General features: G+C 72.8%; 19 protein-coding genes. 13 read left to right on the forward strand and 6 right to left on the reverse strand.

Going from position 1 to position 23,181, the window contains the following annotated elements; genetic code table 11:
* Positions 1 to 240 precede the first annotated feature (240 nt).
* The 7 genes from AB0O53_RS02630 (at position 241) to AB0O53_RS02660 (ending at position 8,888) form a co-directional block, all read left to right on the forward strand.
* Positions 241 to 1,716, forward strand: a complete 1,476-nt coding sequence (locus tag AB0O53_RS02630) for an aromatic ring-hydroxylating oxygenase subunit alpha (RefSeq protein ID WP_365192842.1) — start codon at positions 241 to 243, stop codon at positions 1,714 to 1,716.
* 352 nt (positions 1,717 to 2,068) lie between these two features.
* A complete protein-coding gene (locus tag AB0O53_RS02635; protein ID WP_350989153.1) occupies positions 2,069 to 3,199 on the forward strand; it encodes a polyamine ABC transporter substrate-binding protein in 1,131 nt (376 codons plus the stop codon).
* A gap of 1 nt (position 3,200) precedes the next feature.
* Positions 3,201 to 4,073, forward strand: a complete 873-nt coding sequence (locus tag AB0O53_RS02640; RefSeq protein ID WP_350989155.1) for an ABC transporter permease — start codon at positions 3,201 to 3,203, stop codon at positions 4,071 to 4,073.
* Entirely contained in the window at positions 4,070 to 4,990 is a 921-nt protein-coding gene (locus AB0O53_RS02645; RefSeq protein WP_365192845.1) for an ABC transporter permease, read from the forward strand. The genes AB0O53_RS02640 and AB0O53_RS02645 overlap by 4 nt, the downstream gene beginning before the upstream one ends.
* Before the next feature lie 5 nt (positions 4,991 to 4,995).
* Positions 4,996 to 6,093 (forward strand): ABC transporter ATP-binding protein, encoded by a 1,098-nt coding sequence (locus AB0O53_RS02650; protein ID WP_365192847.1) that lies wholly within the window; start codon positions 4,996 to 4,998, stop codon positions 6,091 to 6,093.
* 25 nt (positions 6,094 to 6,118) lie between these two features.
* Entirely contained in the window at positions 6,119 to 7,465 is a 1,347-nt protein-coding gene (locus AB0O53_RS02655) for a flavin monoamine oxidase family protein (protein ID WP_365192848.1), read from the forward strand.
* On the forward strand, positions 7,458 to 8,888 hold the full coding sequence (locus tag AB0O53_RS02660) for an aminobutyraldehyde dehydrogenase (protein ID WP_350989161.1): 1,431 nt from the start codon (positions 7,458 to 7,460) through the stop codon (positions 8,886 to 8,888). The genes AB0O53_RS02655 and AB0O53_RS02660 overlap by 8 nt, the downstream gene beginning before the upstream one ends.
* A 22-nt stretch (positions 8,889 to 8,910) precedes the next feature.
* Here the strand turns inward: AB0O53_RS02660 and AB0O53_RS02665 are convergent, their stop codons facing one another.
* Positions 8,911 to 9,894, reverse strand: a complete 984-nt coding sequence (locus tag AB0O53_RS02665; RefSeq protein WP_350989163.1) for an aldo/keto reductase — start codon at positions 9,892 to 9,894, stop codon at positions 8,911 to 8,913.
* A 102-nt stretch (positions 9,895 to 9,996) separates the two neighbouring features.
* Here AB0O53_RS02665 and AB0O53_RS02670 point away from each other — a divergent pair, with 102 nt between their 5' ends.
* Positions 9,997 to 10,578, forward strand: coding sequence for a TetR/AcrR family transcriptional regulator (locus AB0O53_RS02670; protein ID WP_350989165.1), 582 nt, complete (start codon positions 9,997 to 9,999; stop codon positions 10,576 to 10,578).
* A gap of 16 nt (positions 10,579 to 10,594) precedes the next feature.
* On the opposite strand, the gene AB0O53_RS02675 is transcribed toward AB0O53_RS02670, so the two are convergent.
* On the reverse strand, positions 10,595 to 11,152 hold the full coding sequence (locus AB0O53_RS02675; protein ID WP_365192851.1) for a hypothetical protein: 558 nt from the start codon (positions 11,150 to 11,152) through the stop codon (positions 10,595 to 10,597).
* Positions 11,153 to 11,540: 388 nt separating this feature from the next.
* Between AB0O53_RS02675 and AB0O53_RS02680 the strand changes: the two genes are divergently transcribed.
* The 5 genes from AB0O53_RS02680 (at position 11,541) to AB0O53_RS02700 (ending at position 19,906) form a co-directional block, all read left to right on the forward strand.
* On the forward strand, positions 11,541 to 12,953 hold the full coding sequence (locus tag AB0O53_RS02680; RefSeq protein ID WP_350989169.1) for a family 2B encapsulin nanocompartment shell protein: 1,413 nt from the start codon (positions 11,541 to 11,543) through the stop codon (positions 12,951 to 12,953).
* A 94-nt stretch (positions 12,954 to 13,047) separates the two neighbouring features.
* Positions 13,048 to 14,451, forward strand: coding sequence for a family 2 encapsulin nanocompartment cargo protein terpene cyclase (locus AB0O53_RS02685; RefSeq protein ID WP_365192853.1), 1,404 nt, complete (start codon positions 13,048 to 13,050; stop codon positions 14,449 to 14,451).
* A 2-nt stretch (positions 14,452 to 14,453) separates the two neighbouring features.
* On the forward strand, positions 14,454 to 15,350 hold the full coding sequence (locus AB0O53_RS02690) for a geranyl diphosphate 2-C-methyltransferase (protein ID WP_350989173.1): 897 nt from the start codon (positions 14,454 to 14,456) through the stop codon (positions 15,348 to 15,350).
* A gap of 216 nt (positions 15,351 to 15,566) precedes the next feature.
* On the forward strand, positions 15,567 to 16,505 hold the full coding sequence (locus AB0O53_RS02695) for an NAD-dependent epimerase/dehydratase family protein (protein WP_365192856.1): 939 nt from the start codon (positions 15,567 to 15,569) through the stop codon (positions 16,503 to 16,505).
* A gap of 5 nt (positions 16,506 to 16,510) precedes the next feature.
* Positions 16,511 to 19,906, forward strand: coding sequence for an aminotransferase class I/II-fold pyridoxal phosphate-dependent enzyme (locus tag AB0O53_RS02700; protein ID WP_365192858.1), 3,396 nt, complete (start codon positions 16,511 to 16,513; stop codon positions 19,904 to 19,906).
* Between the two features lie 10 nt (positions 19,907 to 19,916).
* On the opposite strand, the gene AB0O53_RS02705 is transcribed toward AB0O53_RS02700, so the two are convergent.
* From AB0O53_RS02705 to AB0O53_RS02720, 4 genes are all read right to left on the reverse strand, one after another.
* Positions 19,917 to 20,498, reverse strand: coding sequence for a toxin (locus AB0O53_RS02705; protein WP_365192860.1), 582 nt, complete (start codon positions 20,496 to 20,498; stop codon positions 19,917 to 19,919).
* A complete protein-coding gene (locus AB0O53_RS02710) occupies positions 20,495 to 20,947 on the reverse strand; it encodes a helix-turn-helix domain-containing protein (protein WP_365192862.1) in 453 nt (150 codons plus the stop codon). The genes AB0O53_RS02705 and AB0O53_RS02710 overlap by 4 nt, the downstream gene beginning before the upstream one ends.
* A gap of 300 nt (positions 20,948 to 21,247) precedes the next feature.
* On the reverse strand, positions 21,248 to 22,423 hold the full coding sequence (locus AB0O53_RS02715) for an MAB_1171c family putative transporter (protein ID WP_365192863.1): 1,176 nt from the start codon (positions 22,421 to 22,423) through the stop codon (positions 21,248 to 21,250).
* A 1-nt stretch (position 22,424) separates the two neighbouring features.
* Complete coding sequence (locus AB0O53_RS02720) at positions 22,425 to 23,150, reverse strand: TetR-like C-terminal domain-containing protein (protein ID WP_365192865.1); 726 nt, start codon at positions 23,148 to 23,150, stop codon at positions 22,425 to 22,427.
* Between the last annotated feature and the right edge of the window lie 31 nt (positions 23,151 to 23,181).

Genomic DNA, 23,181 nt, shown 5'->3' on the forward strand with positions numbered 1-23,181 from the left:
AGCAGCGCCGGGCCGGCGACAGGAAAGCACGTTTGCTGACCGAGCGGTCAGGCAAGAATCACGCTAGCTGACCGATCGGTCAGTGAACAAGTCTTGACCCGGCGGAAACAAGCCAGCAATCTGACTGTCCAATCGGTCAGCCCGGTCCCGGCTTCCCGCCCCGGCCGCCTGTCCACTGCAGGGTCGTCTCGCCATCGAACGCCGACACCGATCGCCGCACGGCGGCACGGAGGAGTCACGATGCATTCCCGAGCTCCCGAAACACCGACGACGGGCCACTCCGGTGCCTCCGCACCCCCCGGCCCCTCCGCACCCCCCGGCCGCACCGACGGCGCCGGCCCGACCGGCCCGCCGGGCCGGGGCGCCGTGCCCGGACCGCCGGCCTCCGGGACCGCCACCGCCCAGAACGCACCCGCTCCGGGCACCGGGACCCCGAAGACCCCCGCTCCGGGCCCGAGGAACCCCGAGGCCCCCGACCCTGAGGCCCCCGCCCCTGAGGCCCCCGGATCCGAACCCCCGGCCCCGGCGGCCGCGGCTTCGGCGGGCCCCGTTTCCGCGGCCCCCGTTTCAGCGGCCCGGGCCTCCGCGGCCTCCGCCTCCGACGCGCCCGGTTCCGCGCTCCCGGCGCGCTACTACACCGATCCCGCCATCGCCGCCGCCGAGACGCGACACGTGTTCGCCGCGTCGTGGCAGCTCGTCTGCCACGAGTCGGACCTGCCGGACCCGGGATCCCGCCTCGCCGCCACCGTCGCGGACCGGGAGGTCGTCGTGGTCCGCACCGAGGACGGCGGCCTCGCCGCCCACCTCAACGTCTGCCGGCACCGCGGAACCCGCCTGGTCACCAACCCCGAACCGGCCGGCAAGGCGATCCGCTGCCCGTACCACGGCTGGACGTACCGCCTCGACGGGAGCCTGGTCGGCGCCCCGGAGGCCCGGCAGATCCCCTGCCTCGACAAGCCCAGCCTCGGCCTGTTCCCGGCCCGCGCCGAGTCCTTCCTCGGTTTCGTCTTCGTCAACCTCGACCCCGACGCCGTGCCGCTGGCGGAGAGCTGCGCTGGCCTCGCGGAGGCGGTCGGCCACTACGCCGGAGCCGACCTGGTCCCCGTCGGCCGGGCCCGGATCCACGACCTGGCCGGCGCCGAAGTGCAGCACGCCAACTGGAAGGTGGCCGTCGACAACTACCTGGAGGGCTACCACGTCCCGGTGGCCCACCCCGGCCTGATGCGCCTGCTCGACTACCAGGGGTACACCTGCGAGATCGAGGAGTCCTACGCGCTGTTCGCCTCGCCGCTGCGCGACAAGCCCTCCTCGAACTGGGCCGAGCGCCTCTACCAGCGCATCGCCGCCCCCATGCCCGGCCTCGCCGAGGCCGACCGCCGCATCTGGCGGTACGCGGTCATCTATCCCAACACCCTCATCGACTTCTACCCCGACCACGTGCTGGCCTGGACGGCGCTCCCCACGGCGGTGGACCGGGTGGCCGTGCCCGGCGCGTTCTACACCCGCCGGGGCACGGGCCTGCGCACCCGGCTGGCCCGCCGCCTGAACATCCACATCGGCTGGATCACCAACGACGAGGACGCCGAACTGGTCGCCCGCGTCCAGAAGGGGCTCTCCACCCCCGGTTTCGAGCCCGGACCGCTCTCGCGCCGCGAGTCGGCCGTGGGCTGGTTCGCCGGCCGCATCAGGGCCGCCCTCGACGCCGCCGGGCCGTAGGCCGTGCCGTACGGATCGCGCCGGACCCGCGGCAGCCGGCACCGCGCCGTCCCCCGGACCCCGCGGGCCCTGACCTGCGCGGACCCCATGGCGCGGGACACCGCGAGCTGATCCGCCCCGGTCCACAGGACAGGACAGGACAGGACCCGGCCCGGCGGCCCGGCCCGCCCGTCCCGGCACGCCCGCCCGTCCCGGCCCACCCGCCCCACCTCCGGCTCCGCCCCACCGCGCGACCGGCGCCCGCGCACCGTCCGTACGACGACGGCGCAGCCCGTACGGCGCCCCGCCCGACCGAGCCCCCCACCTTCCGCTCGTTCCCGCCGTCCCCCCGCGGCCCTACGGAGAGGACCCCATGTCCCCCGAGGCACTCCACCCGACCAGACGCCGGTTCCTGCGCATCGGCACCGCCGCCGCTCTCACCCTCACCGCCGCCGGCTGCGGCTTCGCCTCCGAAGCCGACCCGGCCGGCCGAGCCACTGCCGAGACCCCCGTCGACGCCGAGGTCGACGGCGACCTCGTCTACTTCAACTGGGCCGACTTCGTCGACCCGGCCGTCTTCGAGGGCTTCCAGAAGGAGTACGGCGTCAAGGTCGTCCAGTCGAACTACGACTCCATGGAGGGCATGGCCGCCAAGCTCAACGCCGGGAACCGCTACGACATCATCTTCCCCACCGCGAAATGGGCGCAGCGCCTCGCGACCGGCGGCCGGCTGCGCAGGATCGACCACTCCAAACTGCGCAACGCCGAGCCGGTGTTCGGCGGGTACGGCTACTTCGCCGACCCCTGGTACGACCCGGGCTCGGCCCACACCGTGCCCTTCACCATGTACAAGACCGGCATCGGCTGGCGCCGGGACCGGCTCGGCGACCTCACCGGGTCCTGGAACGACCTGTGGAACGACAGGGCCAAGGGCAAGGTCTTCGTCCTCGACGACCGCGACGAGGTCCTCGGCCTGGGCGCGCTCAAGCTCGGCCTGGACCTCACCACCGGCGACCACGGCGACCTCGCCCGCGTCACCGACACCCTGCGCTCGCTCCGCCCCCGCCTGCGCGGCTTCTCCAGCGACAGCTACAACAACCTGCTCAACGGCAACGCCGACATGACCCAGGCCTGGAGCGGGGACATGGCCGCCATGCTCGCCCAGGCCGAGGACCCGGCCGTCTTCGGCTTCGAAGTCGCCCGCGAGGGCGCCCCCGTCAACTCCGACTGCTACGCAATCCCCGCCAACGCGCAGCACCCCGGCACCGCGATGCTCTTCATCGACTACATGCTCCGCCCGGAGAACGTGAAGAAGAACATCGAGTACATCGGCTACCCCATGCCGGTCCGCGGCACCGAGGACACCTACGCGGCGCTCGTCGAGCCCTTCCCCCAGTGCCTGGTGACCGCCGACGACCTCAAGGCCGACCTCTTCTTCCGCAACGGCGACGCCCGGGCCGAACAGGCCCGCGACGCCGCCTGGACCGACGTGAAGGCCGGCTGACATGGCACGTGTGAACGGGGCCCGGCCGCGGACGCGGCTGTGGACCTGGCTCCTGCTCCCCGGCACCCTCTGGATGACCGGCTTCCTGGTCGCCTCCCTCCTCCTGGTGGCCACCCTCGCCCTCGGCACCACCGACCCCCTCGGCAATCCGCGCTTCGGGTTCAATCCCGACAACCTCACCGCCCTCGCCGACCCGGCCTACCGCACCGTCCTGCTGCGCTCCCTCGGCTACGCGCTGATCACCTGCCTCATCTGCCTGGCCGTGGCCTACCCCGTCGCCTACGCCATCGCCCTGCGCGGCGGCCGCTTCAAGAACCTGCTGATCGCCGCGATCGTCGTCCCGTTCTTCGCCAACTACCTGGTACGGATGTACGGCTGGTCCGTCGTCCTCTCCGACGACGGGCCGCTGCTCAGGGCCCTGCGGGCGATCGGCGTGGCCGACGACGGCACGAAGATCCTCCAGACCGGCGCGGGGGTCGTGGCAGGACTCGTCTACGGCTTCGTCGTCTTCATGATCATCCCGCTGTACGCGGCGATGGAGCGGATGGACACCTCGCTCATCGAGGCCGGCCGCGACCTCTACGGCGGCCCGCTGCGCACCTTCCTCTACGTGACCGTCCCCGCCACCCGACAGGGAGCCGCCGCCGGCTGCGTCCTCGTCTTCCTGCCCGCCATGGGCGACTTCGTCAGCGCCCAGCTCATGGGAGGCCCCGACCAGATCATGATCGGCAACCTGATCCAGGACAAGTTCTTCCAGGGCCAGAACTGGCCGCTCGGCTCGGCCCTGACCATGCTCCTGATGGCCGTCCTGTTCCTCGGGATGCTCGGCTACCTGCGGCGCACTCGCAAGGACGAGGCGGAGGCGGTCCGATGAGCACCCCGAGCACCCCCGTGACGACGAGCACGACGAGCCCCGCCGACACCCCGGACACCCCGAGCGCTCCGAAACAGCAGCAGCAGCGGCAGCGGCGGCGCCGCCGCACGGCCGAGCGCAGGCCCCGCTTCGCCATCGCCGTCACCGCCGTCTTCTTCGCCCTCCTCTACCTCCCCGTCGCCGTCGTCGTCCTGTTCTCCTTCAACTCCCAGAAGTCCCTCACCGTCTTCGAGGACTTCAGCTTCCGCTGGTACACCGCGTTCCTCCAGGACGACGTCATCCTCGACTCGCTGGGCATGAGCCTGCGGGTCTCCCTCGTGGCCATGGCCGGCTCGCTCGTCCTCGGCGTGGCCCTGGCCCTGGGCCTCGTACGCAGCCGGAGCCGCCTCGGCTCCTTCGCCGGCCTGGTCATGCTCGTCCCGCTCATCACCCCGGAGATCGTCACCGGTGTCGCCGCGATGCTCCTCTTCAAGGGGCTCGGCATCACCCTGTCCACCACCACCGTGATGCTCGCCGAGATCACCTTCTCCATCTCCTACGTGACGGTGATCCTCCGCTCGCGCATCGCCGCCCTGAACCCCGAGGTCGAAGAAGCCGCGATGGACCTCGGCGCCACCCGCCGCCAGGCACTGCGCCTGGTCACGCTGCCCGCACTGCTCCCCAGCATCCTCGCGTCCGCGGTGCTGATCTTCGCCCTCGTCTTCGACGACTTCGTCCTCGCCTACTTCACCACCGGAGTCGACCCGCAGCCGCTGTCCGTCCGCATCTACTCGGCGATCAGGTTCGGCGTACAGCCCACCATCAACGCCGTCGGCACCCTGATGCTCGCCGGATCCGTCGGCCTCATCGTCCTCGCCCTCGCCATACCGCGCCTGTTCGGACGCCGCGGCGGCCTCGACCTGCTCTCCGGGAAGTGACACCCATGCACCCCACCCCCGTGCACCCGACCCCCGCCGTCCGGCTCGACCACGTCAGCAAGCGGTACCCGGCGGCGGACGACACCTACGCCGTGCGCGACGTCGTTCTCGACATCGCCCAGGGCGAGTTCTTCTCCCTCCTCGGCCCCTCCGGCTGCGGAAAGACCACCCTGCTGCGGATGATCGGCGGCTTCACCGACCCCACCGAGGGCAGCGTCCTGCTCGACGGCGAGGACGTCACCGGCCTGCCGCCCAACAAGCGCAACGTCAACACCGTCTTCCAGAGCTACGCCCTCTTCGACCACCTCTCGCTCGCCGACAACGTCGCCTTCGGCCTCAAGCGCAAGGGCGTCGGCCGCGCCGAGACGCGCGAGCGGGTCACGGCCATGCTCGACCTCGTCCAGCTCGGACACCTCGCGGCCCGCAAGCCGCCCACCCTCTCCGGCGGCCAGCGGCAGCGCGTCGCCCTCGCCCGCGCCCTGGTCAACCGGCCCCAGGTGCTGCTGCTCGACGAGCCGCTGGCCGCCCTCGACCTGAAACTCCGCCGCCACATGCAGGTCGAGCTCAAGCAGATCCAGCGCGAGGTCGGCATCACCTTCGTCTTCGTCACCCACGACCAGGACGAGGCCCTCACCATGTCGGACCGGCTCGCCGTCATGAACGACGGCCGCGTCGAGCAGTGCGGAACCCCCGAGGACGTCTACGAACGGCCGACCAGCAGCTTCACCGCCTCCTTCATGGGCACCTCCAACCTCGTCCCCGGCACCTACCGCTCCGGCCGCGTGGTCCTGGACGCCGGACCCGAACTGCCCGTCGGCAACCGGCCGTCCGTCACCGACGGCAGCAGCGTGAGCCTGTCGATCCGCCCCGAGAAGATCTGGCTCTCCGACCTCGAACCCGACATGGCCCGGGTCGGCGGCGTCGTCCGGGAGACCGTCTACTGCGGCCCGACCACCACCTACCTCATCGAACTCGCCCCCGGCGTCACGGTGTCCGTACTGGAGCAGAACACCGTCCGCTCCCGCATGGAGGACCGCTGGAGCGGCGGCGAGCACGTCGAGATCGGCTGGAAGCCCGAACACTGCCTGGTCCTCGACCGATGACGGCCCCCGACCGGAGGAACACCCCATGAACCACGACGTCATCGTGCTCGGCGCCGGCCTGGCCGGCCTCGCCGCCGCACGCGACCTCGCCGCCGGCGGAGCCGACGTCCTCGTCGTCGAGGCCCGCGACCGGGTCGGCGGGCGCGTCGAGCAGACCGAACTCCCCGACGGACGGCTGGTCCAGCTCGGCGGAGAGGTCGTCGGCCGCGCCCACACCGCGTACACGACCCTGGCGGCCGAACTCGGCCTCACCCTGATACCCAGCTACGTCGCCGAACCGGGCGCCCTCACCCGCGCCACCCCCGAAGGGGTCTCCGCGGGCGAGCCGCCCCACTGGTTCGGCCCCGGCGACGACACCTGTCACCGCAAGGTCACCGCCGCCTTCTGCGCCCTCGCCCGGACCGTCGACCCCGAGGACCCCTGGGCCCACCCCGACGCCGCCGCCCTCGACCGGCTCTCCGTGGCCGACTGGCTGCGGGCCGAGGGGGCGACCCCGGCCGTCGTCCGGCTCTGGGAGATCGGCCAGCTCGCCCTGGCCGACGGCTCGTACGAGCGCACCTCGCTGCTGGCCGCCCTGCGCAAGCACGCCGCCGTACCCGTCCCCGACGCCGGTACCGGCACGGGCACCGGCCCGGACCACTACGACTACGAGGCCTGGGAGGGCCTGCGGGTCGCCGAGGGCTCCGCGACGGTCGCCCTGCGCATGGCGGCCGCACTCGGCGGCCGGATCCGTACCGGCTCACCCGTCGAGGCCGTCACGGTCCGCCGCCCCGGCCCCTGCACCGTGCGGCTGGCCGGCGGCGAGACCCTCACCGCCGGCGCGGTCGTCAGCGCCCTGCCCGTCGGCCCGCTCCGCTCGGTCGTCGTCACCGGCGTATGCGAGGAACGGCTCACCTCCCTGCACCGCCAACGCCACGCTCTCGCGGCCAAGTTCGTCGCCGCCTACGACCGCCCGTTCTGGCGCGACCGGGGGCGCAGCGGCCTCTCCGAATGCGAAGGGGTCCTCGGCAGCACCTGGCCGCAGAGCGAGGGCGTCCTCTCCGCCCTCGTCCCGCCCGAGCGGCTCGCCGTCCTGCTCGGCACACCCACCGCGCTGCGCACCGGCGAACTCCTCGCCGAGGTCGCCCGCCTCTACGGCGAAGAGGCGCACCGCCCGCTGGCCACCCACACCCGGATGTGGGGCACCGACCCGTGGACCCAGGGGTACGTCACCCAGTGGACCCCCGGCGACGTCACGGCCGTCGGACCCCGCCACGGCACCCACGAACCACCCTTCTACGTCTGCGGATCCGACCAATGGGTGGCCGGCTACATGGAGGGCGCCGTCCGCACCGGACGCGCCGCGGCCCGGGAGGCGTTGCACCGTGGCTGACACCGCCACCACCACCGTGCTCAACCACATCGCGGGCGCGGACCGGCCCGCCGCGGACGGCGCGGTGATGGAGCTGACCGACCCCGCCACCGGCCGGCAGCACCGCCGCGCCCCGCGCTCCGGCCGGGCCGACACCGACGCCGCCTGCGCGGCCGCCGCGGCCGCGTACGCGCACTGGTCCGCGACCACCCCGGCCGTACGGCAACGCGCCCTGCTCGGCATCGCCGACGCCATCGAGGAGCACGCCGAGGCCCTCGTCGCCGCCGAGACCGGCGACACGGGCAAGCCGGCCCACCTGTTCAGAACCGAGGAACTGCCCGCCATCGTCGACAGCGTCCGCTTCTTCGCCGGCGCCGCCCGAAACCTGCCGGGCTCCGCGGCCGGCGAGTACACCGAGGGCCGCACCTCCCTCCTGCGCCGCGAACCGGTCGGGGTCTGCGCCCAGATCACCCCGTGGAACTACCCGCTGATGATGGCTGTGTGGAAGATCGCCCCGGCGATCGCCGCCGGCAACACGACCGTGCTCAAGCCGGCCGACACCACGCCCACCTCGACCGCGCTCCTCGCCCGCATCGCGGCCGCGCACCTGCCGCCCGGCGTGCTCAACGTGGTCTGCGGCGACCGGGACACCGGCCGCGACCTCGTCGCCCACCGCGACGTCGCACTCGTCGCGGTCACCGGCAGCGTGCGGGCGGGCCGGCAGATCGCGGCGGCCGCGGCCGTCGACCTCAAGCGCGTCCACCTGGAGCTCGGCGGGAACGCACCCGTCCTCGTCCACGACGACGTGGACGTCGACGCCACCGCCGAGGCCCTCGCCGCCGTCGCCTACTACAACGCCGGCCAGGACTGCACCGCGCCCACCCGGTTCCTGGTCCACCACCGGATCCACGACGCGTTCCTGGCCGCCTTCGCGAAGCGGGTGCGCGCCCTGCGCACCGGCGGCCCTGACGATCCGCACGCCGACTTCGGCCCCCTCAACAACGCCGCCCAGCTGGCGTCGGTGCGGGAGCTGCTCGGCCGGCTGCCGGACCGCGCCGAGATCGTCGCCGGTGGCGCCCGGCTGCCGGGGCCCGGCTTCTTCCACGAGCCCACGGTCGTCGCGGGCGTCCGCCAGGGTGACGAGATTGTGCAGGAGGAGGTCTTCGGTCCCGTCGTGACCGTCCAGTCCTTCACCGACGAGGCGGAGGCGCTGCGGCTGGCCGACGACGTGCGCCACGGACTCGCCGCCAGCGTGTGGACCGCCGACCACGACCGGGCGATGCGGGCCACGCGTGCCCTGCACACCGGCATCGTCTGGGTGAACACCCACGGCACCACCGTCTCCGAGATGCCGCACGGCGGGGTCAAGCACTCGGGCTACGGCAGCGACCTGTCGATGGCGGGCCTGCTGGACTACACCCGGGTCAAGCACGTCATGCTGTGAGCCCGCCGCCACCTGCGCCCCGTCAGCCGTTCAGGGAGGCCATCAGCTCGGGTGCGTAGCGGTCGCCGGAGGCCACGCCGTGCGGGGCGACGGCGTCGATCGCGGCCAGTTCGGCCGGGGTGATCACCACGCCGGTGGCGGCGATGTTCTCCTCCAGGTAGGTGCGGCGCTTGGTGCCGGGGATGGGCACCGCGCCCTGGTGCAGGGTCCAGGCCAGGGCGAGCTGCGAGGGCGTCACGCCCTTCTCGGCGGCGAGCCGGCGGACCTGGTCCACGACGGCCAGGTTCCGCCGGAAGTTCTCCCCCTGGAAGCGCGGGTCGGTGCGCCGGAAGTCGTCCGCCGCGAAGTCGTCGGGGCTGGTGATGGCGCCGGAGAGGAAACCGCGGCCGAGCGGGGAGTAGGCGACGAGCCCGATCCCCAGGTCGCGGAGGGTGTCGAGGACGCCGTCGTGCTCGATGCCGCGCTCGAAGAGGCTGTACTCGGTCTGTACGGCGGCCAGCGGGTGCACGGCGTGGGCGCGGGCGATCGTGGCGGGGGAGACCTCGCACAGGCCGATGTGGCGGACCTTGCCGGCCTCGACCAGCCCGGCCAGGGCGCCCACGCTCTCCTCGATGGGCACGTTCGGGTCGACGCGGTGCAGGTAGTAGAGGTCGATGTGGTCGGTGCCCAGGTGGCGCAGGGAGCGGTCGGCCGACCGGCGGATGTACTCGGGGCTCCCGTCGTGGCCGAGGAGGGCGCCCTCGTCGCTGAACGCGATACCGGTCTTCGTGGCCACGACGGCCGCCTCGCGGCGCCCGGCGAGGGCCTTGCCGAGCAGCTGCTCGTTGCGGAAGGGGCCGTAGCCCTCGGCGGTGTCGAGCAGGGTGACGCCGAGCTCCAGGGCGCGGTCGATCGTGGCGAGGGACTCGGTCTCGTCGGTGGCGCCGTAGTGGGCGCTCATCCCCATCAGCCCGAGGCCCTCGGCCCCGACCTCGAGTCCCTGGCGGCCCAGTGCGCGCATCTCCATGGTGTGCTCCTCGAAAGAAAGTAACTAACTGGATAGATAGAGTCTGCGACGAGTCGGCGTCCGTTGTCAATAACCAGATAGTTACTTGCTAGGCTGCGGGCCATGGCACGGGATTCCCACGCGACCAAGGCGCGCCTGCTCGACGCGGCCTTCTCCGAGTTCGCGGCGTACGGCATCGCCGGTGCGCGCGTCGACCGCATCGCCGAGACCGCGCAGGCGAACAAGCGGCTCATCTACGTCTACTACGGCAACAAGGAGCAGCTCTTCGACGCCGTGCTCCAGCGGGCCCTGGAGACCGGCTCGGAAGTCGTCCCCTTCGACGCCGACGACCTGCCCGGCTACGCGGGCGCCGTCTTCGACCACCTCGTCGAGCGGCCCGAGCTGATGCGCCTGGTGCTGTGGAAGCAGCTGGAGCGCCCCGGATCCACCGGGGCGGAGGCCGAGTCCTACGCGGGCAAGATCGCGGCCGTGCGGCAGGCGCAGGAAACGGGCCGGATCGACCCGGGCATCGACCCGGTGGACCTGCTGACGCTGGTCATCGGCCTGTCGCAGGCCTGGTTCGCGGCGGTGGGCGGCCCGGCGGCCGGGGGAGAGGGCGCCGGCTGGGCCGCCGGGCGCCTCGCCGACCACCGGGCGGCCGTGGTGGAGTCCGTACGCCGGATCACCGCGCCCCGGACCGCCTGACACCGCACACCCGCCGTCAGTCCTTCCGGCCGGCGAACTCCAGCAGGGTCCGCTCGTACCGGCCGCCGAAGCCCACCCGCGTGACGTCCTCGAACGGGAAGTTCGACGGGGCCGTCCGCCACCGGGCCTCCGGGTCGACCTCGCGCAGCCGCAGCGACTTCGGCCGCACCCCGGCCACCTCCCCGATCCAGCAGGCGTCCGGCGCGTGCCGCTCGACGTGCAGGGCGACCAGGCCGAAGGCGCGGGAGGCGGCCTGCGCCAGGGCGGGCAGGGCGTCCAGCGGGAGCGCCGGTTCGGGCGCCCGGACCGGCCACCGGCCGCGCCGGCGCAGCACCCGTACGGTCAGGCAGTCCTCGTCGCCGCGCGGGCGGACCTTGGTGACGTCGGCGGTGCGGACCGCCTCCCAGCCGTCGAGCCGCAGGTCCGTGCACACGGCGATCACCGTCCACTCGGCGCCCACGCCGACCACGAAGCCGTCGATCCGGTCCGCGCCGCGGATCGAGGACCGGTGCACACGGACCGGAACGCCCGCCGACATCGCTTCGTCGAGCCGCGCGGTGATCTTGTTGTTCATGCACCGGATCCTGCCCCGCCCCGGGGTCCGCGGTCACGGGGTTTTCCCGGCAGGCCCCGGCGCGCAGCCCCCCCGTGGCCGCCGCTTCGGCGGCGCCGTCGCAACCCGCCCCGAGCGTGCGGAAGTTGACGGTCCGCAAGGGCTGTGGCGGAAACTGCACGGCATGTGTGTCCGGAACCACCCGGACCGTGATCAAACGCGCCGCAGGTCAAGATCACCGAATCGAGGTAATCCCTCTGCCTTCCGATGGGGGAACCGGTTCGCGGGCGGTTAGTGTGCTTCCGGATCTAGAGGGATTGCCCGGGTATTCACCCTATTTTTCTTCTTTCACTGGTGACGTGCACACGCATGCGCCGATCACCGCCCGCACGAAGGAGAGCCCTGCGCGATGACCGTGGACACCAGCCCAGAGGCGCAGCTGGAGCCGACCCAGCAGACCAGTCTGGGCACGGCGGCCGCCCGCAACCTTGCCACCACGACCAAGTCCGCCCCGCAGATGCAGGAGATCACCTCCCGGTGGCTGCTGAGGACGCTCCCCTGGGTGGAGACCAAGGGCGGCACCTACCGTGTCAACCGCCGCCTCACCTACACCGTCGGTGACGGCCGCATCGAGTTCATCCAGGACGGATCCGACGTCCGCGTGATCCCGCGCGAACTCGGCGAACTCGCCCTGCTGCGCGGCTTCGAGGACGAGCAGGTGCTGGTCGCGCTCGCCGACCGGTGCGTCCAGCGCGACTTCCGCGCCGGTGAGGTGCTCGTCGAGCGCGGGGCCGCCGCCGACCGGATCCACCTGATCGCCCACGGCCGCATCAGCCAGACATCCGTCGGCAAGTACGGTGACGCGATCGCCGTCGCGGTACTGGCCGACGGCGACCGGTTCGGCGAGAACGCGCTGCTCGACGCCGACGCGACCGCCGACTGCACGGCCACCGCCGAGACCTCCGGCACCCTGCTGACCCTCTCCCGCGCCGACTTCGCCGCCGTCCTCGACGCGGCACCGAACCTCCGGGCCCACGTCGAGCAGTTCGGCTCCCTCCCGCACCAGCGGCAGAACAAGCACGGCGAGGCGGAAATCGCCATGTCCGCCGGCCACACCGGCGAGGCCGCGATCCCCGGCACCTTCGTCGACTACGACCTCAAGCCGCGCGAGTACGAACTCTCCATCGCCCAGACCGTGCTGCGCGTCCACACGCGCGTCGCCGACCTCTACAACGGGCCGCACAACCAGACCGAGGAGCAGCTCAGGCTCACCATCGAGGCGCTGCGCGAGCGCCAGGAGTACGAGCTCGTCAACAACCGGGAGTTCGGCCTCCTCCACAACGCCGACTTCAAGCAGCGCATCCAGACCCACTCCGGCCCGCCCACCCCGGACGACATGGACGAACTGCTCTGCCGCCGCCGCGGCACCAAGTTCTTCTTCGCCCACCCCAAGACCATCGCGGCGATCGGGCGCGAGTTCAACGCCCGCGGGCTCTACCCGGACCACGTCGACCTCGGGGGCCAGCAGGTGCCGGCCTGGCGCGGGGTCCCGATCCTGCCCTGCAGCAAGATCCCCATCAGCAAGGAGAACACCAGCTCCATCCTCGCCATGCGTACGGGCGAGGACAACCAGGGTGTCATCGGCCTGCACCAGACCGGGCTGCCGGAGGAGTACGAGCCCGGCCTGTCGGTGCGCTTCATGGGCATCAGCGAGCAGGCGATCATCTCGTACCTGGTCACCACCTACTACTCCGCCGCCATCCTGGTGCCCGACGCGCTCGGCGTGATGGAGAACGTCCAGATCGGCCGCCGGCGCGACTGACGGCCCGGCCGTCATCAGCCCGGACCCTCCCGGGCCGGCCGAACGCGCCCGGGAGGGTCCGGCACAGCACACCCCCATCACCTAGGAGCCACGGATGCCCGTTCCCGGGCCTTCCCCTGCGCAGTCGAGCCTGCCTGCCGCCGCGGCCCGCCTCGGGACCCACGGTCACGCCCGCGGCGCCGACACCGTCACCGCCACCGCCACGGTCTCCGCAGGCAAGCCCGCCCTGCCGACCGGGCCGGCGCTGCCCTTCGGGCCCGCGGCCCGGCCCTCCCACCCCGCCCCCGTGCCCGGCGCGGGAGCGGGCGGCGACGCGGTCGCCGAGCCGGTGCGGAAGGCGGCCGCCGCAGCGGCGACACCGAACCCCGCACTGGAGCGGATCATGCGCGGCCCCAGCGGCGTGGGCACGGAGGGGCTGTACTTCACCCCGCGCCCGGCACCGCCCGCCGCGCCCCCGACACCCGCGCCACCGGTCCCCGCACCGGCGGCGGACGCACCCGCGCCCCCGCCCGCCGCCAAGGGCAGGCCGATCCCGGGCCTCTACCACCACCCCGTCCCGGAGCCCGACCCGGTCCGCGTGGAGGAGGTCAGCCGCCGGATCAAGCGCTGGGCGGTGGACGAGGTGGAGGCGTACCCGCCGGAGTGGGAGGACCAGTTCGACGGCTTCTCCGTGGGCCGCTACATGGTCGCCTGCCACCCGGACGCCCCGACCGTCGACCACCTCATGATCGCCACCCGGCTGATGGTCGCCGAGAACGTCGTCGACGACTGCTACTGCGAGGACCACGGCGGCTCGCCGGTCGGACTAGGAGGAAGGCTTCTGCTGGCGTACACCGCACTGGACCCGGTCCACACGACCGCGGAGTACCAGGCGGAGTGGGCGCAGTCGCTCCTCTCGGACGCGCCGCGGCGCTCCTACCGCTCGGCCATGGAGTACTTCACCCGGGCGGCGACCCCGTCCCAGGCCGACCGGTACCGGCACGACATGGCCCGGCTGCACATGGGCTACCTCGCCGAAGCCGCCTGGGCCGAGACCGAGTACGTCCCGTCAGTGTCCGAGTACCTGGCGATGCGCCAGTTCAACAACTTCCGCCCCTGCCCCACCATCACCGACACCGTGGGCGGCTACGAACTCCCGGCCGATCTGCACGCGATGCCCGCCATGCAACGGGTCATCGCGCTCGCCGGCAACGCCACCACCATCGCCAACGACCTCTACTCCTACACCAAGGAACTCGACGGCCCCGGCCTGCACCTGAACCTGCCGGTGGTCATCGCAGTACGTGAGGGCCTCTCCCACAAGGAGGCCTACCTGAAGGCGGTCGAGATCCACAACGACCTCATGCACGCCTTCGAGGCCGCGGCCGCCGAACTGGCCGTGTCCTGCCCCGACCCGCGCGTGGTGCGCTTCCTGCGGGGCGTGGCCGTCTGGGTCGACGGGAACCACTACTGGCACCAGAGCAACACCTACCGCTACAGCCTGCCCGACTTCTGGTAAGGATGGACTTATTCGTGACCAGCACCGATTTCACCGTTGCCGCCCCCACTTCCGCCTTCATCCCCGCCCCGGCGACGCCCTACCAGGGCGACATCGCCCGCTACTGGGACCACGAGGCCCGGCCGGTGAACCTGCGCCTCGGCGACGTCGACGGCCTGTACCACCACCACTACGGCATTGGTGACATCGACCACGCGGCCCTCGGGGACACCCAGGACAGCGCCTACGAGAAGAAGCTGATCGCCGAGCTGCACCGCCTGGAGTCCGCGCAGGCGGACGTCCTGCTGAACCACCTCGGCGCCATCGGGCGCGACGACACCCTCGTGGACGCCGGCTGCGGCCGAGGCGGCTCGATGGTCATGGCCCACCAGCGGTTCGGATGCAAGGTCGAGGGCGTCACCCTGTCGGCCAAGCAGGCCGACTTCGCCAACCAGCGCGCCCGCGAGCTGGGCATCGAGGACTCGGTCCGCGCCCGCGTCTGCAACATGCTCAACACGCCGTTCGAGACCGGGCAGGCCGCCGCCTCCTGGAACAACGAGTCGAGCATGTACGTCGACCTGCACGACCTGTTCGCCGAGCACTCCCGCGTGCTCGCGGTCGGCGGCCGCTACGTGACCATCACCGGTTGCTGGAACCCGCGTTACGGCCAGCCCTCGAAGTGGGTCTCCCAGATCAACGCGCACTTCGAGTGCAACATCCACTCCCGCCGGGAGTACATGCGGGCCATGGCCGACAACCGCCTCGTGCCGCAGGCCGTGATCGACCTGACCCCCGACACCCTGCCCTACTGGGAGCTGCGTGCCACGTCCTCCCTCGTCACGGGCATCGAGGAGGCGTTCATCAACTCCTACAAGGACGGCTCCTTCCAGTACGTCCTGATCGCCGCCGACCGCGTCTGACGCCGGGGCGAGGAGGCCGGGCCCGTGACCACGGGCCCGGCCTCCGGGCGTGCGCGCGGGGCGGGTCCTGGCCAAAGCGGCCGCGGCTCATTCCGGCCCCCGCCGACCCGTCCGCGGCGGGGGCCTTGACGATCACCGGGCCGATCCCGGTACGCGATTGTCCTGTACCGGCCAAACAGGCAGGTGATCGATCCGCTCGCGCGCTACTGTGCGCCCGTGAGTCTTCATGTGGTCGTGGGTTTTGGACCCGCAGGCGCCGCCACCGCCCGTTTGCTGGCAGAGCAGGGACATTCCGTACGGGTCGTCACCAGGGCGGGCAGAAGCCCGGAACCGGGGATCGAGCACCTCGCCCTCGACGCCACGGACCTTCCGCAACTGACCGCCGTCGCGCAGGGCGCGGCGGCGATCCACCACTGCGCCGCGCCGCCCTACCACCGCTGGGTGCGCGAGTGGCCCCCGCTCGTCGCCTCGGTCTGCGCCGCGGCGGAGGACACCGGAGCCGTCCTGGTCATGCTGGGCAACCTCTACGGCTACGGGCCCGTGGAAGGCCCCCTGACCGAGGAGCTGCCGCTCGCGGCGACCGGCCCCAAGGGCCGTGTCCGCGCGGCTGCCTGGGAGCGGGTGCGGACGCTGCACGAGCAGGGCCGCATCAAGGCGGTCGAGGTGCGCGCCTCGGACTTCTTCGGCCCGGGCGTCACCGACGGCGGCCACCTGGCCGGACGGGTCGTACCGGCGCTGCTGCGCGGCAGACCCGTCTCCGCGCTGGGGGACCCCGACGTCCCGCACAGCTGGACCTACCTCCCCGACGTGGCCGCGGCGATGGCCGAGGCGGCGGGGGAGGAGCGGGCCTGGGGACGTGCCTGGCACGTCCCGACCGAACCCGCGCTGTCCGTGCGGGAGATGGCCGACCGGCTCGCCGCGGAGGCGGGGACCGGGCCCGCGGTGGTGCGCAGGATCCCTCCGGCCGTACTGGGCCTCGCGGGGCTGTTCTCGCCGCTGCTGCGCGAACTGAATGAGATCCGGTACCAGTTCGACCGCCCCTTCGTCGTCGATTCGAGCGCCTTCGAGGCGGCCTTCGCGGTGCGCCCCACTCCCGTCGACGAACAGGTCAAGGCCACCCTCGACTGGTGGCGTGCGCGACCCACCGCACGGTGAACTCCGTGACAGGGGCGCGGAGCCCGGGGGAGGGGCGCGAGCCGATAGCGGTGGTGGGAATGGCCTGCCGGTTCCCCGGAGCCCGCAACCCGAACGAGTACTGGCGGCTCCTGACGGCCCCGCGGCCGCAGTTCTCCACGGTCCCCGACACGCGCTGGCGCAGCGCCGCGTTCCTCACCGGCGACTTCCGCGACACCTCGTCGACGTACACCGACACCATGGCGCTGCTGCCGGACGTGGGCCACTTCGACGCGGCGCACTACGGCATACCGCCGCGCCGGGCCGCCGCGATGGACCCCCAGCACCGGCTGCTGATCGACCTGACCCGCGAGGCGATCCAGGACACGGGGTGGGAGGCCGACGGCTTCGACCGCGAAGAGACCTCGGTGATCACGGCCCTCACCGAGAGCGGCTACCGCGAGCTCAGCACCATGCGGATACGGATGCGCCAACTGGCCGGCGGCGAGTTCGGCACCCCGGCGACGGACCCCGGCTGGCAGGAGACCGTACGGGCCGTCCAAGGACTGCACGGCACGTCCGTGGCCGGTCTGCTCCTCAACATGGGTCCCAACACGATCAGTTCGGTCTTCGACCTGCACGGAGAGAGCTACGCCCTGGACTCCGCGTGCTCCGGTGGGCTCATGGCCGTCGCCAACGCGGTCCACGCGCTGCGCGCGGGCCGCTCCCGCATCGCGATCGCCGGCGGCGCCCAGCTGATCCTCGCCCCGGACCTCCTGGTGGGGCTCTGCCGGATCGGCGCCGTCTCGCGCAGCGGCAGGTGCCTGCCCTTCGGAGCGGAGGCCGACGGTTTCGTCCTGGGGGAGGGCGCCGCGGTGCTGGTGCTGCGGCCCCTGGCCGACGCCCGGGCGTCCGGCGACCGCGTCTACGCCGTGATCCGCGGTGTGGGCGCCGCCAACGACGGGACCGTGCAGGGCGGCATGCACCCCCGGGCGGGCGGCCAGCTCAGGGCCCTGCGCCGGGCCTACCGCGACGCGGGCCTGCCCCCGGGCGCGGTGGGCTACCTGGAGGCGCACGGCACCGGAACCGCCGTCGGCGATCCCGTCGAGCTCGCGGTCCTGCGCGAACTGCGCGGTGCGGACGCCGCACCCGCCCACCTGGGCGCGGTCAAGGCGGTCGTCGGCCACTCGCTCAACTCCGCGGGGCTTGCCGGACTCGTCAAGTCGGTCCTGGCCGTGCAACGGGGGGTGATCCCGCCGCAGCCGGACTTCGGCCTCGCCGACACCGCGGCCCTTCAGGCCGCGCGCCTGACCGTCGCGACGACACCGGTCGCGTGGCCCACGGGCGGCTCGCCCCGCCGCGCCGGGGTGAGCGCCTTCGGCTTCGGCGGTACCGGCGTCCACCTCGTCGTGGAGGAGCACACCGCGCCACCGGCCCTCCCGGCACCGGCCCGGGGGCCCCACGAGCTGGTCCTCACCGCGCGCGACCGGGCCGGGCTGGCCCGGTACGCCCGGGACGTGGCGCGGACCATCACCGAGGACGGGCTGTCGCCCGCCCGGGTGGCGGACACCCTGGCCCGCCGGGCCCCCCTGCCGGAGCGCCTCGCCCTGGTGGCGAACGACGCAGCAGAAGCCGCCGCCCGGCTGACCCGGGCGGCCGAGGCGCTGGAGGCCGGGCGGGCCGTCGAATCGGCGCCGGTCCCCGCCGGGCCGTCCGCCGCGGCGGGACGCACACCCCCGTGCACCCTGCCGCCGAGCCCGCTCGCCCCGCGCCGCCACTGGGTCGTGGACGACGCGGCACGCGAGGCGGCGGAGCCGGCCCGCCCCGGCCCGCCGACGGGTCGCGCGGGGGGCCCGGCGGGGGGCCGGGCGGCCGCGCCCGCCCCGGCCGTTCCCGCTCGTCCGGCCGCGCCCACGCCTGCCGCACCGCATGCCGCGCCCGGTGAGGACGCCGCGTCCCTCGTGCTCGAAGAGGTTTCCCGGACCGGGGTGTTCCCCCTCGCGGACCTCGCCGAGGGCATGACGCTGGTGGCCGGACTCGGCTTCGACTCCCTCATGCTCCAGGAACTGGCGGTCAACATCGGCAAGCGCGCGCCCCGGTTCCGCTCCGAGGACCTGTTCACGCCCGGACTCACCGTCGGCGGGCTGATCGCCCTGGTCGATCCGGACCGCACCCGGCCCGCGGCACCCGGCCGGCCGGCCTCCCGCCCGGTGCGGGAGGCCGAGTGGAGCACCGACGCCGCGGCCGTCGACGCCTTCCCGGAGGTCGCCCTCTTCGAGGAGCGCCTGGCCGCGGTCACCGCCGGCGGCGCCGACTTCCCCTACTTCCGGGTCCACGAGGGCACCGTCCGCGACACCACGGTGATCGGCGACCGCTCGTACCTGTCCTTCGGCAGCTACAACTACCTGGGCATGTCCGGCCATCCGGTGGTCAACGAGGCCGTGCACCGGGCCGTGGAACGCTACGGGAGCTCGGTCTCGGCCAGCCGCGTCCTCTCGGGCGAACGCGACCTGACGGTCCGTCTCGAACGCGCCCTGGCCGGCTTCCTCGGCGTGGGGGACTGCCTCACCCTGGTCAGCGGCCATGCCACCAACGTCACCGCGATCGGGCACCTGGTCGGCGCGGGGGACCTCGTCCTGCACGACGCGCTGGCCCACGACAGCATCCTGCAGGGCTGCGCCCTGTCCGGGGCGGCGCGCAGACCCTTCGCCCACAACGACCCCGGCGACCTGGAACACCTGCTGCGGATCAACCGGTCCCGCTTCCGCCGCGTGCTGATCGTCGTCGAGGGCGCCTACAGCATGGACGGCGACCTGGTCGACCTGCCCGCCGTGATCGGGCTGAAGCGGCGGTACGGCGCCCTGCTGATGGTCGACGAGGCGCACAGCATCGGCACGGTCGGCGAACACGGCCGGGGCGTGGGCGAGTTCTTCGGGGTCGACCGGTCCGACGTGGACCTGTGGATGGGCACCCTCTCCAAGTCCTTCGCCAGTTGCGGGGGCTACCTCGGCGGCTCGGCCCGCACGGTGCGCTGGCTGCGGCACACCCTCCCCGGCTTCGTCTACAGCGTGGGACTGACCCCGGCCAACGCGGCCGCCGCCCTGGCCGCCACCGAGCTGATCACCGCGGAACCCCACCGGGTGCGCGCGCTGCGGAGCAACGCCGAACTGTTCCTGGGCCTCGCCGCGGCGGCCGGCCTGCCGACCGGCTCCAGCGCCGGCACCCCCATCGTGCCGGTCGTCCTCGGCGACTCGGTGCGCACCCTGCACGTCGCCGACCGGCTGTTCGCGCGCGGGATCGTCGCCGATCCGATCTTCCACCCCGCCGTGGACGAAGGCCTGTCGAGGCTGCGGTTCTTCCTCACGAGCGAACACCGCGCGGAGGACGTCCGCCGGGCCGTCGCCGTTCTGGCCGAGGAGGTGGCCGCGACCGGCGGAGCCTGAGCGGGCCACGTCAGAACAGCGTGCGTTCGATGCGGCTGAGCATGGCGCTCGTCCCGGGATCACCGGCGGCTCCCGGCTCCCCCGAGGGGGCCGCGCCGTCCCGCCCCTCGCCCGCTCCGGCCATCCGCTGGGAGAGCAGGTAGGCGATGATCTCCGCCTCCTGCTCCTGTACGTCGTCGTAGGCCGCGCGCAGGAGCATGTCGCGGACGAGTTCGGGGTCGAGGTTGGGGAAGAGCAGACGGGCGGCCGTCTCGTCCAGCCCGCCGGCCCCGCGATGGCAGCAGATGATGTGGCCCAGCTCGTGCAAGATGATGTGCTCCTGATGCGCGCTGGTGGTGTTGGCGTCGTAGAAGATGAGGTCCTCGTCGCGGGCGGCGACCCACATGCCGCACGGGTGGGACGAGGGCATCTGCATCGGGACCAGCAGGATGGGGCGGCCCCGCGCCTCTCCGAGGTGGCGGCACAGTTCGGCCACGTCGGTCGCCCTCGGCAGGTCGAGCTCGGCGATCCGCTGAGCACCGTCCTTCCGGAGCCTCTTGAGCTGGCTGCGGCGCTCCTGGCCCGCCGACCGCTCCTTCTTGGCGCCCCTCATTCGGGGCCGGAGGGATCGCTCACCGGCGGGAGGCCCTGCAACTGCCGGTACTGGTCCATGATGGCCGTGATGGCCTGGAGGTTCTCCTTCTTCATCCCGGCCGCACGCATCGCCACGGCGCGGACCCCGGACTGCCGCAGCGCCTCGACGGCGGCGATCTCGCTGAGGACCGACTCGGCGACCTTGTCGTCGAAGAAGTACGCGACGGAGACCCCGAAGAAGCGGGCGAGGGCGGCGAGGAGATCGGGTGAGGGATTGGAGCGCTTGCCCGTCCGCAGCTGCGACAAGTACACACCCCCGACCTTGAGTTCGGGGCTGGCTCGCTTCAACTCCTCCGCCACCTCGGCGTTGGTCCAGTGCTTGCCCTTCGGACGAACCGTCTTGAACAGGTCGTCGAGGCGCACTGCGAGCAGGGGCCGGTCATCGCCCCCGGTCTCGGTCTCCGTCATGGTGAACCTTCCTCCCGTCACCTCCTCGGCATAGCCCTTGGCTATACGTCAGTTTCCCAGAATAGCGGTCAGTTGACAATTGGCCTGGACTCCGCCAACGTTGGGTCTCGCCGATAGCTGTCAGCTAACGCGACTCACGGGGGAAACGGGGTCGGGTTGCTGCAGAAAATCGGACTGGCCCGGCCCTCGGGGGATGGGCCGGGCCAGTCCGGGCGGAAGCCACCCGTCCGGCCCGATGAAACACGGGGGAACGGGAGTGCCCGCCCGGTTTGACGGGGGATGCAAACCGGGCGGGAGCTCTCAACTCGCTTTGCTGAGCTTACTGTAGGCGGCGGCAACCTGGGTGAGCCAGGCAACTTCCGCCACGAAGTTGTCCGTGTCGCGGTCGTCGAAATCGCCCGCGTCCTTGCTGTGGTCGGGGACGATGCCGGTCCGCTTCGCCTCGAGGGCCTGTCTGATCTGCGCCGCTTCCGCGAAGGCCTGCCGCAGCTCCTCGCCCGCGTCCCCGTTCGCCCCGCCGTCCGTGCGCCCGCCGACGGAGTCGGCAGCGTTCGCCTCGCGGTCGATGTAGGGACGCAAGTCCCGCCACCCGTCCCGGATTTCGACCACCCGGCGGTGCAGACGGTAGTTGAGGTCGGACACCGAGGACCCCGGGGGCTCCAGCGCGATGTCCGGCGAGGCCTCGTACAGGTCCCGCCACAGCGGGTGCAGCGCCCGGTAGGAGCGGTAGCTGCCGGCCCACTCCGTGAGCCGCGCGACGGGCGGCCCCCAGAGGGAGTTGATCAGGGCGAGGGAGAGGATCACGATCCCCGAGGCGCTGAAGAGGTTCGAGGCGAGCTTCCAGGCGCCGATGTCCACGCCGGCCGCCGCGGTCAGGATGTTGACCGTACGGGCCGTGCAGTAGAGGAACAGCACCACCGCGGCGACGGACAGCATCCGCAGGGCCTGGCGCAGCGAGGCGTTGTCCGTCATCCGGGCGTACGGGCCGCACTGGCGGTAGATCGTCACGCACGGCACCGCCTGGGACACGATGAAGACCAGGAGGTAGGTGAGCAGCAGCGGGCTGCTGGTGCCGTCGAAGTCGGAGCCGGGCCGGCCGGGTCCGTCCGCGAGGAAGAACAGGACCGTCAGGACCACGTCGAGGGTGATGCCGGTGATCAGCCAGTACCGGGTCCCGCGGGCCGCGGCCTCGTCCGTGGCCGCCCATCGCAGCAGGATGATCTGCGCCGCGACGCAGAAGGCCACGGCGGCCAGGTGCATGATGAGGATGGCCAGGTTGCCCACGCCCAGGAGGCTTCCGCCGCCCATGGCGACGGCGCCCATGGTGAAGGTGAGGCACTGGAGCAGCAGGGTGGCGATCAGCGCGCGGTAGGCGCCGTCACGCCAGCTGCGCCGGGCCTGGGAGAGGCGGTAGAGGAGCGCGGCGTAGGAGGAGAGCGCCGCGATCGCGAAGCAGAGCGTCCTGATGGCGGTCACGTCAGCGCCCGCCCTCGCCCAGCGGGACGTCGAGGCCGACGGTCTCGGCCGCCACGGCGACGGCGGCGTCGAAGTAGGCGGCCTCGTCCAGGACGCTGTCGTGCGTCCGGCTGAAGACCTGGAACACCAGCAGCCCGATCAGGCTGCTCCACAGGGCGATGCCGCGTTCGACGATGTCCGAGAAGGGGGCCCCGGGCGCGCCGCCGAAGAGCTCCAGGGCCTCGGGCCGCAGCAACCCGCCGGGCAACGTCCGCCGGGGAGGGGTGAGTTCGCCGGACTCCAGCGCCGAGCGCAGGATCCCGGCGAGGACCGCGGGGGTGCGCGAGGCGGGCGGGACGGTGTCCTGCGGGGCGTGGTAGCCGGGGACGGGCGATCCGTAGATCAGGGTGAATTCGGCCGGGTGGGCGAAGGACCACTCCCGCAGGGCCCGGGCCGCCGCGAGGAGCCGGGCGCCCGCCGGCGCACCGGCGTCCGCCGCGGCCCGGTCGGCCCGCTCCATCGCCGCACCGGAGGCGTCGTAGGCATCGACGACCAGCGCGGTCAGCAGGTCGTCCCGGTGCGGGAAGGCGGCCTCGACGGCGGTGGCGGCCAGACCGCCGTCGCGGGCCACCGCGTCGAGGGACAGCCCCGACGCCCCCGCTTTCAGCAGATGTCGGCGTGCGGTTGCCTTGACCGCCGCGGCCAGTGCCGCGACGTCGTCGCTCGGGTTCCTCGGGGAGGCGTCCATGCCGGAACCGTACCCGCGGACGGCCGCGCGG

Source organism: Streptomyces erythrochromogenes, assembly GCF_040684695.1.
Taxonomy (GTDB): Bacteria; Actinomycetota; Actinomycetes; order Streptomycetales; family Streptomycetaceae; genus Streptomyces; species Streptomyces erythrochromogenes_C.

Bases quoted from the DNA above. Each gene is read 5' to 3' on its own strand.
- AB0O53_RS02640 (WP_350989155.1), top strand. From the start codon at position 3,201: ATGGCACGTGTGAACGGGGCCCGGCCGCGGACGCGGCTGTGGACCTGG.
- AB0O53_RS02635 (WP_350989153.1), top strand. From the start codon at position 2,069: ATGTCCCCCGAGGCACTCCACCCGACCAGACGCCGGTTCCTGCGCATC.
- AB0O53_RS02705 (WP_365192860.1), bottom strand. From the start codon at position 20,498: ATGAGGGGCGCCAAGAAGGAGCGGTCGGCGGGCCAGGAGCGCCGCAGC.
- AB0O53_RS02690 (WP_350989173.1), top strand. From the start codon at position 14,454: ATGGACTTATTCGTGACCAGCACCGATTTCACCGTTGCCGCCCCCACT.
- AB0O53_RS02670 (WP_350989165.1), top strand. From the start codon at position 9,997: ATGGCACGGGATTCCCACGCGACCAAGGCGCGCCTGCTCGACGCGGCC.
- AB0O53_RS02675 (WP_365192851.1), bottom strand. From the start codon at position 11,152: ATGAACAACAAGATCACCGCGCGGCTCGACGAAGCGATGTCGGCGGGC.
- AB0O53_RS02685 (WP_365192853.1), top strand. From the start codon at position 13,048: ATGCCCGTTCCCGGGCCTTCCCCTGCGCAGTCGAGCCTGCCTGCCGCC.
- AB0O53_RS02655 (WP_365192848.1), top strand. From the start codon at position 6,119: ATGAACCACGACGTCATCGTGCTCGGCGCCGGCCTGGCCGGCCTCGCC.
- AB0O53_RS02650 (WP_365192847.1), top strand. From the start codon at position 4,996: ATGCACCCCACCCCCGTGCACCCGACCCCCGCCGTCCGGCTCGACCAC.
- AB0O53_RS02720 (WP_365192865.1), bottom strand. From the start codon at position 23,150: ATGGACGCCTCCCCGAGGAACCCGAGCGACGACGTCGCGGCACTGGCC.
- AB0O53_RS02645 (WP_365192845.1), top strand. From the start codon at position 4,070: ATGAGCACCCCGAGCACCCCCGTGACGACGAGCACGACGAGCCCCGCC.
- AB0O53_RS02630 (WP_365192842.1), top strand. From the start codon at position 241: ATGCATTCCCGAGCTCCCGAAACACCGACGACGGGCCACTCCGGTGCC.
- AB0O53_RS02680 (WP_350989169.1), top strand. From the start codon at position 11,541: ATGACCGTGGACACCAGCCCAGAGGCGCAGCTGGAGCCGACCCAGCAG.
- AB0O53_RS02665 (WP_350989163.1), bottom strand. From the start codon at position 9,894: ATGGAGATGCGCGCACTGGGCCGCCAGGGACTCGAGGTCGGGGCCGAG.
- AB0O53_RS02710 (WP_365192862.1), bottom strand. From the start codon at position 20,947: ATGACGGAGACCGAGACCGGGGGCGATGACCGGCCCCTGCTCGCAGTG.